The 16,103-nt window shown below is 43.8% G+C and carries 14 protein-coding genes and 1 tRNA gene; 7 read left to right on the top strand and 8 right to left on the bottom strand.

Annotated features, from left to right (window positions below; translation table 11 throughout):
• Window positions 1–543: 543 nt before the first annotated feature.
• Window positions 544–804 (bottom strand): PhnE/PtxC family ABC transporter permease, encoded by a 261-nt coding sequence (locus BJP34_RS47540; RefSeq protein WP_229424466.1) that lies wholly within the window; start codon window positions 802–804, stop codon window positions 544–546.
• Window positions 710–1,195: a hypothetical protein gene (locus tag BJP34_RS43485; RefSeq protein WP_070393250.1), complete on the bottom strand. Its 486-nt coding sequence runs from the start codon at window positions 1,193–1,195 to the stop codon at window positions 710–712. The genes BJP34_RS47540 and BJP34_RS43485 overlap by 95 nt, the downstream gene beginning before the upstream one ends.
• Here BJP34_RS43485 and BJP34_RS16300 point away from each other — a divergent pair.
• On the top strand, window positions 1,182–2,033 hold the full coding sequence (locus BJP34_RS16300) for an FAD-dependent oxidoreductase (RefSeq protein ID WP_229424397.1): 852 nt from the start codon (window positions 1,182–1,184) through the stop codon (window positions 2,031–2,033). The genes BJP34_RS43485 and BJP34_RS16300 overlap by 14 nt on opposite strands.
• Window positions 2,034–2,097: 64 nt before the next feature.
• On the opposite strand, the gene BJP34_RS16295 is transcribed toward BJP34_RS16300, so the two are convergent.
• A tRNA-Asn gene (locus BJP34_RS16295) sits at window positions 2,098–2,169 on the bottom strand.
• A 217-nt stretch (window positions 2,170–2,386) separates the two neighbouring features.
• Window positions 2,387–4,564 (bottom strand): serine/threonine-protein kinase, encoded by a 2,178-nt coding sequence (locus BJP34_RS16290; protein WP_158517256.1) that lies wholly within the window; start codon window positions 4,562–4,564, stop codon window positions 2,387–2,389.
• Between the two features lie 417 nt (window positions 4,565–4,981).
• Between BJP34_RS16290 and BJP34_RS50050 the strand changes: the two genes are divergently transcribed.
• Window positions 4,982–6,250 (top strand): serine/threonine-protein kinase, encoded by a 1,269-nt coding sequence (locus BJP34_RS50050; protein ID WP_070393247.1) that lies wholly within the window; start codon window positions 4,982–4,984, stop codon window positions 6,248–6,250.
• 738 nt (window positions 6,251–6,988) lie between these two features.
• On the opposite strand, the gene BJP34_RS16280 is transcribed toward BJP34_RS50050, so the two are convergent.
• Entirely contained in the window at window positions 6,989–8,326 is a 1,338-nt protein-coding gene (locus tag BJP34_RS16280) for a lamin tail domain-containing protein (RefSeq protein ID WP_070393246.1), read from the bottom strand.
• Window positions 8,327–8,858: 532 nt separating this feature from the next.
• The gene (locus BJP34_RS16270; RefSeq protein WP_070393244.1) at window positions 8,859–9,083 is read right to left on the bottom strand and encodes a hypothetical protein; all 225 of its coding nucleotides are present in this window, start codon (window positions 9,081–9,083) and stop codon (window positions 8,859–8,861) included.
• Between the two features lie 140 nt (window positions 9,084–9,223).
• On the opposite strand from BJP34_RS16270, the gene BJP34_RS16265 reads away from it, so the two are divergent.
• The gene (locus BJP34_RS16265; RefSeq protein ID WP_070393243.1) at window positions 9,224–9,640 is read left to right on the top strand and encodes a helix-turn-helix domain-containing protein; all 417 of its coding nucleotides are present in this window, start codon (window positions 9,224–9,226) and stop codon (window positions 9,638–9,640) included.
• Window positions 9,641–9,809: 169 nt separating this feature from the next.
• Window positions 9,810–10,016 carry a hypothetical protein gene (locus tag BJP34_RS43480; protein WP_158517255.1) on the top strand — a complete coding sequence of 69 codons (207 nt, stop codon included), beginning with the start codon at window positions 9,810–9,812 and terminating at the stop codon, window positions 10,014–10,016.
• Here the strand turns inward: BJP34_RS43480 and BJP34_RS16255 are convergent.
• A complete protein-coding gene (locus BJP34_RS16255; protein ID WP_070393241.1) occupies window positions 10,013–10,288 on the bottom strand; it encodes an HNH endonuclease in 276 nt (91 codons plus the stop codon). The genes BJP34_RS43480 and BJP34_RS16255 overlap by 4 nt on opposite strands.
• A 173-nt stretch (window positions 10,289–10,461) precedes the next feature.
• On the opposite strand from BJP34_RS16255, the gene BJP34_RS16250 reads away from it, so the two are divergent.
• Window positions 10,462–11,373, top strand: a complete 912-nt coding sequence (locus BJP34_RS16250; RefSeq protein ID WP_070393240.1) for a sialate O-acetylesterase — start codon at window positions 10,462–10,464, stop codon at window positions 11,371–11,373.
• A gap of 74 nt (window positions 11,374–11,447) precedes the next feature.
• Complete coding sequence (locus tag BJP34_RS16245) at window positions 11,448–13,217, top strand: trypsin-like peptidase domain-containing protein (protein WP_229424396.1); 1,770 nt, start codon at window positions 11,448–11,450, stop codon at window positions 13,215–13,217.
• A gap of 204 nt (window positions 13,218–13,421) precedes the next feature.
• Here BJP34_RS16245 and BJP34_RS16240 read toward each other — a convergent pair whose 3' ends face one another.
• Window positions 13,422–14,984, bottom strand: a complete 1,563-nt coding sequence (locus tag BJP34_RS16240) for a pentapeptide repeat-containing protein (protein ID WP_070393239.1) — start codon at window positions 14,982–14,984, stop codon at window positions 13,422–13,424.
• 58 nt (window positions 14,985–15,042) lie between these two features.
• Between BJP34_RS16240 and BJP34_RS16235 the strand changes: the two genes are divergently transcribed.
• Window positions 15,043–15,882 carry a prephenate/arogenate dehydrogenase gene (locus BJP34_RS16235; RefSeq protein ID WP_070393238.1) on the top strand — a complete coding sequence of 280 codons (840 nt, stop codon included), beginning with the start codon at window positions 15,043–15,045 and terminating at the stop codon, window positions 15,880–15,882.
• Window positions 15,883–16,103: the final 221 nt, after the last annotated feature.

The raw sequence follows: 16,103 nt of genomic DNA, 5'->3' as shown, positions 1-16,103 counted from the left end.
TAAGATAAGTTTTTCCAACATTTTACACTCCTCTAGTCGCAACGTCATCTAGTAGTAACGTTATTAAGTAGTTACCCCTATCTTCAGTATCCTGAATTTTTCGTGGATTGTGGGTGATCCTACGGTAATAGGGGTTGTGACAATTGTCATAACTTTAGGTGACGTAAATCATCGACAAAAAGTTTCTTTTGTGCGAATAAAAATAGGTCGAGAGTTGGTTCACTCACAGATGGGGTGATGGGGTGATAGGGGGATGGGTGATGGGGTGAAGTTAATTCAAGTTAATTCAAGTACGGCGAAGGATTTGGGTGATCTAATGATTTTGCTGCCAGTATAGTTGTGTCAAAATATTTTCTCCTAGTCATACTTTCTCAAGTTTGTGAGAAATCTCAGGATTACTAGTTAAGTTTTTGAGCCTCTAGCGGCAGCACTGACCCAATCGACTAAAAAAGTCAAAATCACGAAACATGCGCAGCGTTACCACTACACTGCTATAGTCAAAGCTGCTCAATTGTTCGGTCAGCAACAGACCTAACCCTCCAGCTACGACTTACCGACCATGACAGTCTCCCGGATGCAGACTTCCCAGCGATAGAGGATATAAGCTAGGAAACGGGGCAAGTTAATCGGTAGTATCCCATAGAGAAATAGCCGGTTTCCTGGAGTTCCCTGGGCTTTTAAGGCTTCTAAAGGAGGCTTTTCCAGGTTTTCATTGGTTTCTGTCATTAATCTGCCTAGAATACCGAGGTTGTTTAATCCCAGTGCGATCGCACCGGGTAAAATTCCAGGAAACAGGACAAACAGCGCTACTATTGCCCAAATCGGTGGGGGAATGGCTCGGCAAAACAGTAGAACTATCCGAGGCACGCACCAGTATTGTCCAACCTTGTACCGACGCAATAGTTAATGCCTTGGGATTGGGATTGAGCAATCCACCGGGAAGGATAAAATTATGGGCTGCTGGAAAAGACAGAACATAGAAAAATGTCCACAGTTGCTCGTAACGCAGGGACTGTAAACTCAGAAACATCTGATAACCTAATCCTCCAGCACCAATAATCCCCAGTACTGTTGCTGAGCGAATGGCACAATCAAAGCGATAGACAGTGTAGGAAAGAAGATTTAAAAAGGCTTGGGGAATCAGACTGTACAGAAGTGCAGTTAAGGGGGATACGCCACTATTGAGCAAAGCCATTAAGGGTTCCCGTGGCGTTTCATCCAGAATTTTTGATTACTTGTCGATTGATATTGGCAGTACGCCAGCAACAATGTTAACGCCGGGAGCGGACAAGTATGCGATCGCTGCTAAACCCGTCCCTAAGTTTTTGGCAGCTTGGGAGGGAATCGTGGCAGGAGTCAAACAGAACCCAAAGCGACCTCTGAGCCTTGGCATCGTTGGTGGTGGGGCAGGGGGAGTAGAATTGGCAGTGAATGTCCAAGGCAAATTAAAGAAACTATTGCATCAACGATTGACTAATGATTCCCACCCCAGTAAGAATTTACAAATTCACCTGTTCCATCGAGGCACTAAACTGTTACCCCATCACAATTCTTGGGTCAGCAACCACTTAAAAAAAATTTTATTACAGCGGGGAATTCAGCTTCATTTACTCGAACGTGTCAGCCAAATATCTCCCCATTTCGATCAGAATCAACTGAATCAATCGATAGCAAACAATAATAGTGACAGTGCTCATTTAGACCCCCAATTACTACCCCAATTACTAACGGTAATCTGTGACTCTGGATTAAAGGTAGAATGCCATCACGTCTTTTGGGTCACTCAAGCTTCGGCTCCGAGTTGGATTAAAGCCTCAGGATTAACCACAGATGAGCGAGGATTTATTCTCGTTGCTGATACCCTCCAATCAATTTCCCACCCTCATATCTTTGCAGCCGGTGATATTGCTACTATGCAAAATTACCAACGTCCCAAAGCCGGGGTATTTGCGGTCCGTCAGGGCAAGCCGTTATTTAAAAACCTCCAACGAATTGTATTAGGAAAAAAACTTATCCCCTCTCCATCCCTATAGTAAGACGAGTGGGGAGTCCCGCTAACAGCGCGTTAATTCAACCTAATAATTAAAAATAATTAAACTCCCCAGGCAAGATTCGAACTTGCGACCAATCGGTTAACAGCCGACCGCTCTACCGCTGAGCTACTGAGGATTGCCAAACAATTGCTCTTCACATCTACTTATTATAATCATACAGTACAAAGTCTGGCAAGTACTTTCGCAAATTTTTTTGAAATCACTGTGGTGTCGGGAGTTTTGAGTACAAGGTAAAGTAAACAATAAATAGTTAACACTAAGCAGTCAAGTAAATATAAGCCAGTCAGTAGTCATCAGTCAGTAGTCACCAGTCAGTAGTCAACAATACTATCCTAATCGTTGACTTTTTGCCACTGTAGCCCATGCTTGAGTGGGGAACGGCTTGATTCAACGTTGACCTTGAGCAACGGTTTTTGGTTAACCCCTGATTGCCTTTGTTTTTCTAACACTGCTCTAGCTAATGCAGCTTGTCGTTCCACTTCTTCCTTTAAATGCTGCTTACGGGAATACTCAGCTATCTTGATTCTCGCTTTCTGGTAGGTGGGGGTTTCTTTAGGGATTTGAGACAAATACACTAGCGCTTGAATAAAGTTACCCTGTCCTCCTTGTTCATAGGCTTCTTGTAACAAATACTCTGCTCGAATCTGTTGCTTTTGCTGATATTCCTTCAGCTTTGGTTGGACTTTAGCACCGGTGGGGGTTTCTGGATGGATTTGTTCGAGTAGTGCGATCGCATTGCTAAAGTCTTGGGCTAATGCTTGTTTGTAGGCTTGCTTTAATAACCCTTGGGCTTCTGCCTCAAGGCGAGGTTTTGCCTTCTTGACTAAGGGCTCCATCTTCTTTTGCCAAAAGCCAATTGAGGGCATTTTATCGTATCCCTCAAGCACATCTGACCATCGTTCTTGATAAAAGGCTTGCTCTGTAGCCTTAAATAGAGCTTCAGCACCTTGCCATTGTTGCTGCCACTGTTGAACCGTATTTAGAGATTGTTCATAGATCAGACTATCGCTAGGAATCGATTCTGCTAGTGCGATCGCTTCCTCCAAATCACCGGCTTGATAGTGTTTGATTGCCTTTTGTAGAATATCAAATTCAGAACGAGACGCAGAAGCATTCAGTAGAGCATAAAGTCCGATTAAAATCGCTATACCATTGGAGCTTGCTGCTCCGACTCCGATTCTTTTCAGTAAAGGTGGCAATTTTGGCCAGCTATATAGGGCGAATTCACGGACATACACTTTCCAATGTAATTCCGGCTCATCATTGCTAAGTGCTGAGTCGTTATTACTAGTTTTTGAGTCTTGAGTGCTGAGTGTTTCCTGCTCAGTTTTGACTCCTGAGTCAGACAATGGCGCTGCCTGTTTTAATTCTTGTGAGCTAGACTCCCTAGTCAGTGCTGAGTCTTCAATGGTAACCCTTGAGTCAGACTGAGTATCCAGCACGCTTAATTCAAAAGTGTCATTGTCACTAAACTCGATACTGAGTGCTGAGTGCTCGGTTATCAGTTCTGAGTCAGACTGAGTATCCAGAACGTGGAATTCAAGAGTGTCATTGTCACTAAACTTGATACTGAGTGCTGAGTGCTCGGTTATCAGTTCTGAGTCAGACTTAGCAATAGATACTTTTAACTCAGGACTTTGAGTAGACATGAGTGTTTTAAGTACGATTAATGCATCATTTGCTGACTGATAACGCAATTTGCTGTTGTAAGAGACCATATGGTTGAGTACAAACGCCATTTTATCGCTAACCGATACATGGTTTCGCCAATGAATCTCACCAGTCTCAGGGTCAGCCAATTGCATTGGGGTCATGCCTGTGAGGGCGTGAATCGCAATCATTCCTAGGGAATAAATGTCACTGTTAGGAAAGGATTGACCAGCAAGTTGCTCTGGGGGTATGTAGGCGAAGGGACGAATTGTGCTGGATGCATCAGACCGTGGATACTCGGTCAGATGGGCTTTGATTGGCTTTGAATTAATCAGCTCAGCAGCACCAAAGTCAATCAAAACTAGCCTACGGTCTGACCCTCGTCTGATTAGGTTATTGGGTTTGAGGTCTCTATGAATTATCCCTTGGCGGTGAATAAATTCTAGAATGCCTAGAACATCTTCTAATAGTTCAATGCACTGGTTTTCGCTAAAGCGTTTATTACTGTTTTGGCTGATTGGCAGTTCAGTACTAAGAGTTTCTCCGACAATTAAGTTTTGAACTAAGTAAAATCCCTGGTTATCTTCAAAATAATCAAGTAGACGGGGAATTTGGTTATGGCTGCCCAGTTTGATCAAGGTTTGAGCTTCATTGAGCCAGAGACGCTTAAGAAATTGCCATTTTTGAGGATCATCGCTTTTGGGCTGAAGATACTTAATCACATAGCGGGGATTGCCCTGTTGTCGGGTATCCTCTGCGATATAGGTTTTGCCAAATGCCCCAGCACTTAAAGATTCAATGATTTTATAACGCCCGTTGAGGAGCTTTCCCCATAAGGAATGATTTGGATTAATTTTCAAAGAATTTTTTCCTACCAGAATCACTTCTATTTAGTTTTTTTCAAGAAACCAACAGTGTTTCCGGAATTAGTGGTTGATAGAAGTAATTGGATTTGCGGTAGCGTCACCCGGTAGGAAATGGGATGTAAGCAATCAGCTATATTAAATCAGCTATATTAAATAAGATATATTAAATCACCTATCAGTGATCAGTAATTTTAATCATGGGCGTTACTCCCGTTGCAGGATGATATGACAATTGTTGACAACCCCAAAGCTTCCACTCTTCACCCTTCTTCCCTCTCCGGATGTTGTCCTCATTTGCTACAACAGAAAGCAACTGGGTATAAAAACTATATGCCAGGATAGAGATTAGATGTGTGTTCTTCGGTGGTCATCATATCCGCTTCTTAAACATGGAAAGTTGAAATTAGCACTATGAGCAAGGATCTAGACTTTAGCCCCCAGGGCTATGAAATTAAACAAGAGTTAGGACAAAATCACGCTGGGGGTAGAGTCACCTACCTGGCGACACAACTGGAGACTCAGCAACCGGTTGTGATTAAGCAGTTGCAGTTTTCCCAATTAGGTACTAGCTGGGCAGAATACGACACTTATGAACGAGAAATTAAACTCCTGCAGCAGCTAAATCATCCTAGCATTCCTCGCTATATCGATTCTTTTGACACTCCCACTGGATTTTGCTTAGTCCAAGAATATAAACCAGCACCTTCCCTCGCGGAGGATTACCACTGGACACCAGAAGAAGTTAAGCAAATTGCGATCGCGGTCTTGGAAGTCTTGGTTTACTTGCAACGGCGGCAACCTCCTGTGATTCATCGAGATATTAAACCAGAAAATATTTTGGTTGATAGACAGGGCAACTTGAAGGTGTATCTAGTAGATTTCGGTTTTGCCCGGATAGCAGGTGGGGATGTGACCCTCAGTAGCGTTGTTAAAGGTAGTGTAGGGTTTATGCCACCAGAGCAGATGTTTAATCGGCAATTGACCAAAGCATCTGATCTCTATAGCTTAGGAATAACCCTGATTTGCTTGCTGACAGGGACAAAATCTAGCGAAATCAACACCTTAGTTGATGAGAATTATCGGATTAATTTCAAAGCACTGTTGCCCAAGCTAAATCCCCAGTTTATTCATTGGCTCCACAAAATGGTGGCACCTAACCTCAAACATCGCTATCCCGATGCAGCAACTGCCCTCAAAGCCCTGAAGCCGATTGATGTGGTGAATGATGTCACTCCTCTAAAAACACTGTTGCAGGCTATACAACCAACAAAAGCAGTAGTCAAACTTGCCACCCTCAGTCTTGTGGCTGCTTCTTCATCGGCTATAACCTATGCCTGGATCACCAGTCCAGCCAGACAGTTGCTAACCAGTGGAGAATGCCAAGGCTGCAATCTCCCAAATATCAACCTACAGGATAAGAATCTCAATAAAGCTAAGCTGCAGGGGGCTAATCTGAGTGGTGCCGACCTAGAGGGGACTAACCTGTGGAAAGCTAACCTCAAGGGGGCTAACCTGTCGGGAGCTAACCTCGAGGGGGCTAACCTAAACGGTGCTCTCTTGCATGGTGCTAACCTGGGCGGAGCTAACCTCAAGGGCGCTAACTTAGACATCAAGAGGGCTAAGCGCTGGCGTATTAACCTCAAGGGCGCAACTATGCCTGATGGCTCTGTACATAAGTAAGCTGTTATGCATGAAAAATGCCGGAAGCATTCAGCGGTCAGCCGTCAGCCGTCAGCTTAAAAGAAACCTTAGCACCTCAATTAGGGTGCCCATAGCCCATAGCCCATAAGCTGATAACTGATAACTGATAACTGATAACTGATAACTGATAGCTTATAGATGATAGCTGATAGATGATAGCTGATAACTGATAACTGATAGCTGATAGCACCTCAAGAAGCGTGGGCGTAGCGCATTAGCTGATAGCTTACAAAATGCTTAACAGCAAGGGAGAAGGCAGAAGGTATAAGGCAGAAGGGACAAGAGTTTCAGCTTTTTTTCCTGATCTAAGCAAAGGTCGTTTCAATGGGCGATAGCTTAGTCCGATCCTGTCTGGTTGAATACTTATCATTCTGGGTTTTTCGTCAATTGAAAATCGATAATTGAAAATTAACAATTAATAATTAACAATTAACGATTGATTAACCGTAAGCATTCAGCCGTCAGCCGTTAGCCGTTGGCCGTTAGCCGTTGGCCACGCAACTTGAGGTCCCAAAAGCCAACGTAACTCAGCATTATTCCAATGCTTACCTGTTGTCTTGATGCAGTCGCTCATGGGGGAAACCCCCTGTTCCGAAGCTGCATCGCTTATTCAAAAGCTGAACGCCCACGCGTGGGCGTAGCGCTAATCGCTGTTCGCTGATAGCTGAATACTTACGATTAACCTAAATACCAAGTGATTAACCTGATTCGAGATGACTAGTTAAATTGAAAGATGTTACCAGAACGAGCACGAGAGTATTTAACTGTTGCTATCTGGTTAGAGGAGCGATCGCGTACTGTGATCAATCCTGATTTATTGCTCAACTGCATAGAGGATTGAGTTAAACGGGTGATGGGGAAGCGCTTAACTTCTAAGGGCTGAAGAATCCCACTCAGGAGTTGGGGACGACCTAGTTTATCTGCCATCTCCCAGCCAGTGAGGTCAATGGCTTCACTGGTAACATTCTTCAACTCAACCCACTCCCTTCCCCCTTCATCGGAGCCTTCAGGATTAGGTAATGCCGCTACGACTACCACAGGACCATCATTCTTGATGATACCCTCTACTCGCACAACTTTTGTACCATCCTCTTCTTTTGTGCCATCCTTGCTCAGGAAGATGGGAAAGAAGGAACGAATAAACTCGCCACGGCTACCATTGGGATTGGTACTGCGGTAGAGGACTAAATCGTAAGTGGCATCATTGATAGTAATTCGAGCCTTGTCACGAATTTTGCCGTAGACACTTTCATAATAGGCAACGGTTGCGAGCGCGATTTCACATTCAGGGCTTGGTCCAACAAAAAATCCGCCTTTCTTCTTGAACAATTTAGCAATAACATTGCCTCGAATATCAGTCACATTTTGGGTCATTTGTAACGTGACAACGTTGGGATTATTCGGTCCTTGATTACCTCGTAAGTCATACTTGTAGCCGAGAAAATTAACTCTATGATTTTGTTCATCAAGGTAGAATTTTACCCATGAGTGATAACCAGAAATGCTGCCAAGGGTTTCTCGTTGATCTCCAGAGCGGATATTGTATTTTCCTTCCCCAACAAATACATGCTCAAAGCCAGAAGCGAAGTGAGTTGATTTGCCCTTGTAGTAATTGGTGTAGAGTTCAAACCAGATGCGCTGTAGCTTGAGTCTAAATTGCTGCTCCGAAAGAGTCTCACCTAACTTTTCGTTAATATAGTTTCGGGCAAGCTGTATCGGTTTTGTAGACATAATCAGAGAAATAAAATCTAACTGCTCATGTTCTTCTTCTTCAGGAGTAACTTCTGGGTCAACAGAGCGGATAGCGTAGTTATCTAAAAGTTTAATGAAACTAGCATAGGTGCGGGTTTCATCGAATAATTTGTCTTCATTGACTTTATAGAATAAGGGTCGGGTGGCTAAGTCGATTTCCCGTTGACCACTAGCTTTGACCTGCTCATCTAATAGAATGTCAGCAGTTTCGTCTTCCCATTCTCCGGAACTAGTGCGAGTGCTAACCGAGAATTGGTTTTCGTCACTTTCCCAAATTTGTTTATAAATATTGGTTTCGCTCATTTCTCTATTTTATAAGTCCAATGATGTAAAGGTTGTTGAGGATATTTATGCCAAGTTGAATGATATACGGTCAACGGTCAACGGTCAATAAATTTATTCTAGGCTAAGGATTTTCAGGAAACAGTACCCTTGAGGGTACTTTTTTATTGCTCAGTCACGCAGGGTATAATCTCAAATTTGATTTGTAGTTATACTCAAATCTTGCACCATTCTCAATAAGCTTGGTTCATGTAGGGTGGGCAGTGCACCAGACAGATAATGAAGCTTGCAAAGCGCTTTGGTAGGCACTGCCCACCCTAGGATTAATGACTGAAGTAGGGGGTAGTTTCAAATCTGATTTGTAGTTATACCAATTCTGTAAATTATGGCTACACATCAATTTCGTCTCCCCATTTACCCCATCTCCCCGCGCCCGATACTCCTTAAGATGGCGACAATGTCTTGATGCAAAGCGCGAGTGGGGGAAACCCCCTGTTCCCTTGCTGCATTGCTGCAATAGTTTTACAGCACCTACACCACCGATTAAACTCACTTAACCCACTACACCCACTGCTACTACTTCGTGGCGACAATGCAATAGTTTTATAGCACCCACTAAACCGATTGCTACTATTTCCTTTACTAATCCTATTGCTACCACTCCACCTATCCGACCCCCGATACTCCTTAAAATTACGACAATGTCTTGATGCAGTCGCTCATGGGGGAAACCCCCTGTTCCCTTGCTGCATCGCTGCAATAGTTTTAAAGCGCCCACAGCACCTATTTAGCTCACTTAACCTACTCCACCCACTCCAGCTATTCCGTGACGATAATGCAATAGTTTTTCTAACCCCTTGCATTTTCTTGAAAATCTGGTTAGACTAATAGTATCGTTAAAGCAATGGTTTTGCCGCCATGATGATTTCTACCGCACAAGCCGCTGATTTACTGGGTGTTTCCGCCACTCGCGTCCGTTACCTTCTGGGCAAGGGCAGAGTCAAAGGAGCGTATAAGGTCGGTAGAACTTGGGTGATTCCTCTGTTTGATGGCATGCCAGTGGTAACGCCTGGCACTCGTGGACCAAAGCGGAATTGGTCAAAGCGTACAAATTACACCAAGGCTGTGATCCACGTTAATCAGAAAGTGATTCGCCAAAATCACAACACCGGGGAACGCAATCCAGTGATTACGGTAAAACGAGGCTCTAAAAACATTTACGGTCATACTGTCGAAGTCAATGGCCCTTGCCGGGTGATGTATCGCCCTGATAATCCGCTACATTGTGGCGCAAGGGTCTGGATTGAGACTATCTCGGATTTTAAAGTTATCTGAGCCAAGACTCTCACCGGGTGACAAGCAGCTTGAAAGCATGAAGCAGCAAGCTTTAAATCACATTGACAGATCCTTTTCACGAAAAGGACAGGTATAGCATTTTTGCTGATATCTAAACCTAAGAGGTATTTTTTTACTCTCCCATAAAACTCCGTATATCTTTCCCCTCTTGCCTTTTGCCTCTTGCCTCTTGCCTCTTGCCTTTTGCCTTTTGCCTCTTGCCTTTTGCCTCTTGCCTTTTGCCTTTTTATCGAATACGTGTGTTGACAACCCAGATACAAACGCGCTTATGCGATTGACCTTGGCCTTTTGGCCTTTTGGCCACGCTACGCGAACGGCCACGCTACGCGAATGGTCACGCTACGCGATCGCTTAAGAACGATAAACCCTCACCCGCTTATCAGGCTTTTGCTTTCTGACCCATGCTAAAAACTTCTGCATCTGAGGATCATTTTTTAATGCTTCACAGGTATTCAATTCCAGAGCTAAACGAGCATTTGGGAATAACGCATGTATTTGTCGGTGACAAGCAGGACAAATATTAATGATTGGACCAGGTTTCATCTTTTTTCGCTTAGTGTTTTGTCGCGGTATCAGGTGATGAACTGTTAATCGGTCTACATCTCTTCCACAAAGTTCACAAGTCATTGATAATGATAGAAATTATTATTTATTTAGGGACAAATTATTAGGGAGTAGGGAGTAGGGAGTAGGGAGTAGGGAGTAGGGAACTTCGAAGTTGGAAAAAATCCTGTGGACTTCATTACTACGATAACCGTAAAATCCTAAGTGTTGAACATCTCAACTAAACATCCAATATCATGAAAGCTTGGTCAATAATTTCCTATCTAGTTATCGGTATAGTTATCGGTACTTTTTTAGGTATTATACTACAAAAGTCTACTCAAGTAGACCAGTTGCTCAGACGCTACGGTATCCTCAGGACTTCCACCATTAAGGATAATCACAGCAAATCAGTTCCTGCCAATTTTCAAGGGAAGATGTCCCTGTTTATTTTGGCAGGACAGTCGAATATGTCAGGAAGTGGTAAAGTAACACCAGCCAGTGCTGTTACTCACCCGAGAGTTTTTGTTTTTGGAAACAATTACCGCTGGCATCTAGCCAAGGAACCTATTGATTCACCAACCGGACAAGTTGATCACGTCTCGGAAGATAAGTTAGCTGGAGTCGGTCCAGGGATGGCGTTTGCTACTGAATTACTCAAATACGATCCTGAGCTGATTATTGGTTTAATTCCCTGTGCTAAATGGGGTTCTAGTATTCAAGAGTGGCAAAAAAATCTCAGTGAAGATACTTTGTATGGCTCTTGCTTAAAGCGAGCCTATGCAGCTTCACCAATGGGAGAAATTAAAGGTTTACTATTCTTTCAGGGAGAAAGTGATGCCCTTAATCCTCAAGCCTACCCAAGTCGAAGATTCTTCCCTAATCAGTGGGCTGATAAATTTGTTAGGTTAGTAAAAGATTTCCGTCAAGACTTAGGGAAACCTGAGTTACCAGTAGTTTTTGCTCAAATTGGTACCACTACTGATCCAGAAAAGCTCCCGAACTGGGAAACCGTGAAAGCGCAACAGGAAACAGTCCAGTTACCAGCTACTGGGATGATTACTACAGATGACTTGGGTTTGCAAGACCATGTTCACTTGACAACGGAAAGTTATTTGATTGTTGGAAAACGATTTGCTAAAACATTTTGGAAACTTACTCAAAGATAATAGTCAAAGATTATAGGGTGCATCAAGACAGGGAAAACTAGAGGAAACGTCGCCATTGATTCTGGTCAAGCTTGATGAACATCTTATCTAAAACAGTTCTTGATGCAATAGCGAGTGGGGGAAACCAACGGCAGTCGCTCATGGGGGGAACCCCCAAGACCGCGCTGCCTCCCCAAGACCGCGCTGCATCGCTTCCAGCGCTTTTAGTTCCAGGGTTTTTTTTAATTGGTAGCATCGCCATCATTCCAGCAATTCCCACAGTGGTGATATCAACACCAGCGGCTAAAACTATTGCCCAACAGGTTACTGTCCGGATTGATGGTCCAAAACAGGGTGGCAGTGGGATAATTGTTGAACGCCAAGGAAATATATATTATATCCTGACTAGTGCTCATGTGCTACAAAAAGCTGGCATCTACAGGATTCAAACCCCTGATGGCAATCGTTATCCTGTAGACTCCCGCTACATCAGACGGATGCCAGGGGTAGATTTAGCGATCTTACCTTTGATTAGCACCTCTAACTACCCAGTGGCTAGGTTAGGGAATTCCCAACAAATCAGTGCAGGTCAAAGGGTTTATGTTGCTGGATGGCCCCGTTCTGGAGGTGCTTCTCAACAACGGCGGTTTGTTAATACTGAAGGATTGCTCACCGATGCTAGTTCTAAACTTCCTAGGGGATATGCTCTGAGTTATACCAATTTGGTGAGAATTGGGATGAGTGGTGGACCGGTATTAGACCATCAGGGGCGGGTAATTGGCATTAATGGTATGGTCAGATTAGTGGGCGATTCTGACACAATTGTGGCATCTGGCATTGACATTGACACCTATTTAACCTGGCGCTCTCAGCTGAAACTGCCAACTCCTGTACATACTCCTCAAGTCGGTGTCTCTCCTACAGCTGCGTCTGCCAAGACCGGAACAGTTTTCTACAAGTTGGCCAATACCCTTAAAGTAGGGACTGGCTCAGTGAGTTCTGTGGCGATTGGCACCGTTGCTCAAGGGAGATCAGTACAGGGATTGATGGCCGCTAGTGGTCATAGTGATGGCACTATCTCCCTGTGGAATCTGTCAACTGGTCAATTAATTCGTACCTGGCGAGGTCACGGTGGCGCAGTGAATACTGTGGTGATTAGTCCGGATGGTCAAACCTTAGTCAGTGGCGGTGATGACCGTATGATCAAGATCTGGAATCTTAACACCGGTAAACCGTTAGTTACCCTGACTGGACATCAAGATACAGTGGCGACTTTAGCCTTTAGTGCCGATAGCAAAACCTTAGTTAGTGGCAGCTGGGATAACACTATTAAGATTTGGCAGCTGCCTAAGGGTAAACTCTTGCATACCCTTAACGGACACTTAGGTTCAGTGAATTCTGTTGAAATCTCTCCTGATGGCAAAACCTTAGTCAGTGGTTCTCAAGATACAACTATTCGGCTGTGGAATTTAGCTACAGGTAAGTTAGTGCGTATCTTCAAGGGACATTCTCGATCGGTATCGTCTGTAGCGATTAGTCTGGATGGGAAAACCTTAGCCAGTGGTGGAGGGGACGGCACGATTCGCTTGTGGAATGTTAACACTGGTAAACTGACTAGAACCTTGACGGGTCACACAGATGGGGTGTGGTCAGTAACCATGACTAGAGATGGAAGTACCCTGATTAGCGGTAGTTGGGATAAGACCATTAAGTTGTGGGATATGAGGAGCGCTCAGTTGAAAAGCACCTTAAATGGTCATTCGGGCTATGTTGTGGCTGTTGCTTTGAGCCAGGATAGTCAAACCCTAGTTAGTGGTGGTTGGGATCAGCAGATTAGAATTTGGAGAAAGCAAATGCCTAATTAACTTGAATTAACTTGAGTTCAAGATAAGCGATTCGGCAAAGCCGACGCTTCGCGAACGCACTCATAAGCTAAAACGCATTTAAAATTGGCTTTAGCAAGGCAAAAGGCAAAAGGCAAAAGGCAAAAGAATAAGCAATGTCGCTCAAACGTTGCTGAGAATTGCTATAAGAAATTGCTATAATAGATTTAGGTCTTGTCTACACCATCAACCGCTCAAATAATCCCAGGCTTTAATAAATGCAACAATTTGGCTCACTGGAGGCAGGGTTGATACTGGTCTTGATGGTGTTGTAGTGTCTTCAGATTGCTCGCTCCAGCTTGATTGATTCATCAGATACTTCCCAAAATCTTGATTAGAATAAATACTTAATGAGTAGTCTCTAGAGTTAGTAATAATTGTCTTAGTCGGAGCCATAAAAAAGTTAGCCGATGATTTTATTTCTGGTGCTAACTTAAGGGTTTTAATTGGTTTAAGCAGCTCAATAGCTTGGCCAATATTTGTAAGTAATTTATTTATTTGCTTTTTGTCTTGATTACTTAAAGTGTATATTGATCGTGAGGGTAGGCTATTTAATAAGGTCACAATATTGCGATGAGTTTGACCTCCATCTTTGAAGGGGACAATTGCCAAGTAAGCGATAATGAATAAGTCAGCGTTGTTGCTTGTAAAGGTAATGGTTGTTCTGCGAACACTCACCTCAATGCTGGGTGGTTGATTGAGCACTTCAGAAACATTGGCTATCTGATTATAAATCGAGGCTAAAGCCAAATTCGCTTTGAGGTCTAACGGGGTATCAACGATAATCTTTACTGTTGGCAGGGTCTCGTTGAAAAAGGTTTTGGCAGCTTCGGAAGACAGACGGATAATTTGACTTTGATCGCCATCAGGACTCAAGTCAACCCATTCACAGATCAGTCCTTCGGTTTTGAGACCAAACCGGGAAACGGCATATAGTTTTGCCCCAGTCAGGGTAGCACCAGTCAAATCTGCTCCAATCCAATTGGCTTTAATCAGCCTTGCCTTACTAAGATCAGCGTGTACTAAACTGGTATTAACTAAATTAGCATTGCTCAAATCAGCCCCAACTAAGGTAGCTCCACTTAATTTAGCGTTGCTGAGATCAGCCCAACTGAGGTTTGCTCCACTTAAATCAGCCCAGCGTAAATTTGCCCCACTGAGATCGGCTCCCCTAAAATTGGCACAGGTGAGATTTCCTTGTCTGATTTCAACCCCTTTGAGATTGCTACCGCTGAAATCGGCTTTGTGCAGATTTGTTCCATTTAAGTGGGCTCCCTTCAAGTTTGCTTGACTAAGGGTTGCCCCCGCTAGATTAGCTTCATTGAAGATAGCGCGGCTGAGATTGGCTTGTCTGAGGGTGGCTTCTCGTAAATCAGCACCAGAGAGGTTGGCTGCGGTTAGATTTGCTCCACTTAGGGAACCACGAACCATCTCAGCACGAATCAGTGATGCCTGAATCAGTTGGGCACCTCTTAAATCAGACCGAATCAAATTTGCTACATTGAGCTGTGCTTGTGTTAACTTGGCTTTAGAGAGATTGGCACCGCTGAGTCTAGCAACGTTCAAGTTGGCTCGGCTGAGGTTTGTGCCGCTCAAGTTAGCACCACTTAAGTTAGTTATACTCAGGTTAGCTTCACTCAAGTCGGCACCACTAAGAGTAGCGCCGCTTAGGTTAAGTTCCGTAAGATCCGCAGCTGTAAAATCTCTTACCCCTGCTGCATATTGTTGGATAATTTCCCTGACATTCATTACAATCTAACAAAAATTAATATTTATCATGGCATAGGCTGAATCCGGGTGAGAGATAATGAAAATTGGTATTGTAGGACTGGGATTGATGGGTGGTTCCCTAGGATTGGACTTGAGAGCACAAGGTCACCAGGTCTTGGGAGTCTCTCGTCAACCACAAACCTGTCAATTCGCACTTGATCACAGCATTGTTGATAATGCGAGTATTGAATTAAGTATCCTAGCCACAGCAGAGGTTGTGTTTATCTGCACCCCCATAGCCGCGATCGCCTCTACTGTCAAGGATTTAGTTAACTATCTTAACAAGGATACCGTAATCACTGATATTGGTTCGGTCAAAATGCCAGTGGTTAGAGACATTGCTCCCCTGTGGGAAAATTTTGTAGGTGGTCATCCGATGTCAGGAAGGGAATACAGTGGTGTGGAAGCTGCGGTGTCGAATCTATTTGTCGGAAACCCTTACGTACTTACCCCGATTGAGACGACACCACCACCAGCACTTGAGAAGGTGGAGGAAATTGTGCGATCGCTTAAGTCATTGCTTTACATCACAACCCCGGAAAACCATGACAAAGCGGTAGCATGGATTTCTCATCTACCGGCGATGGTGAGTGGGAGTTTGATTAATGCTTGTATGCAGGAGACTGACCCAGTGGTTTTGAGGTTAGCCCAACAGTTAGCTAGTTCTGGTTTTCGTGATACTAGCCGTGTTGGGGGTGGTAATCCAGAACTGCGAGTAATGATGGCTCGTTACAATCAGGAGTCGATAATGCGTACGCTTGTAGGGTATCGCGATCGCCTTGACCAGATAATTGAGGTGATTGAAAAGGAAGATTGGTCGAGTCTGGAAAAAATCTTTGAAACTACTCACGTAGCGCGGAAAAAATTTGTTTCCTGAGTTTGTTTAGTTTGTTATTGAGCTAAGTAGCAAGCCACCACTGCTAACCCCACCAAGCAGTGTTTATTTTAAGCTGACCGCTGACCACTTAATGCTTACCTACTTACAGTTTTTCAAATGTAAGTAGGTACACAAACTTAATTACAAATTTGCAAAAACTGAAACTCTTTTAATTCAAGGGTTACAGAGAATTATAGTAGGTAATTAATTCGGCGCGCTCT

Origin of the sequence: Moorena producens PAL-8-15-08-1, from assembly GCF_001767235.1 — a bacterium.
GTDB lineage: Bacteria > Cyanobacteriota > Cyanobacteriia > Cyanobacteriales > Coleofasciculaceae > Moorena > Moorena producens_A.
Note: the sequence above shows the minus strand (reverse complement) of the source record. Positions and strands in the feature narration are given on the sequence as shown.

Coding starts and splice junctions, on each gene's coding strand:
- BJP34_RS16240 (WP_070393239.1), bottom strand. CDS start 14,984: ATGAATGTCAGGGAAATTATCCAACAATATGCAGCAGGGGTAAGAGAT.
- BJP34_RS16245 (WP_229424396.1), top strand. CDS start 11,448: ATGAACATCTTATCTAAAACAGTTCTTGATGCAATAGCGAGTGGGGGA.
- BJP34_RS43485 (WP_070393250.1), bottom strand. CDS start 1,195: ATGGCTTTGCTCAATAGTGGCGTATCCCCCTTAACTGCACTTCTGTAC.
- BJP34_RS50050 (WP_070393247.1), top strand. CDS start 4,982: ATGAGCAAGGATCTAGACTTTAGCCCCCAGGGCTATGAAATTAAACAA.
- BJP34_RS16255 (WP_070393241.1), bottom strand. CDS start 10,288: ATGACTTGTGAACTTTGTGGAAGAGATGTAGACCGATTAACAGTTCAT.
- BJP34_RS16265 (WP_070393243.1), top strand. CDS start 9,224: ATGATGATTTCTACCGCACAAGCCGCTGATTTACTGGGTGTTTCCGCC.
- BJP34_RS16280 (WP_070393246.1), bottom strand. CDS start 8,326: ATGAGCGAAACCAATATTTATAAACAAATTTGGGAAAGTGACGAAAAC.
- BJP34_RS16235 (WP_070393238.1), top strand. CDS start 15,043: ATGAAAATTGGTATTGTAGGACTGGGATTGATGGGTGGTTCCCTAGGA.
- BJP34_RS16250 (WP_070393240.1), top strand. CDS start 10,462: ATGAAAGCTTGGTCAATAATTTCCTATCTAGTTATCGGTATAGTTATC.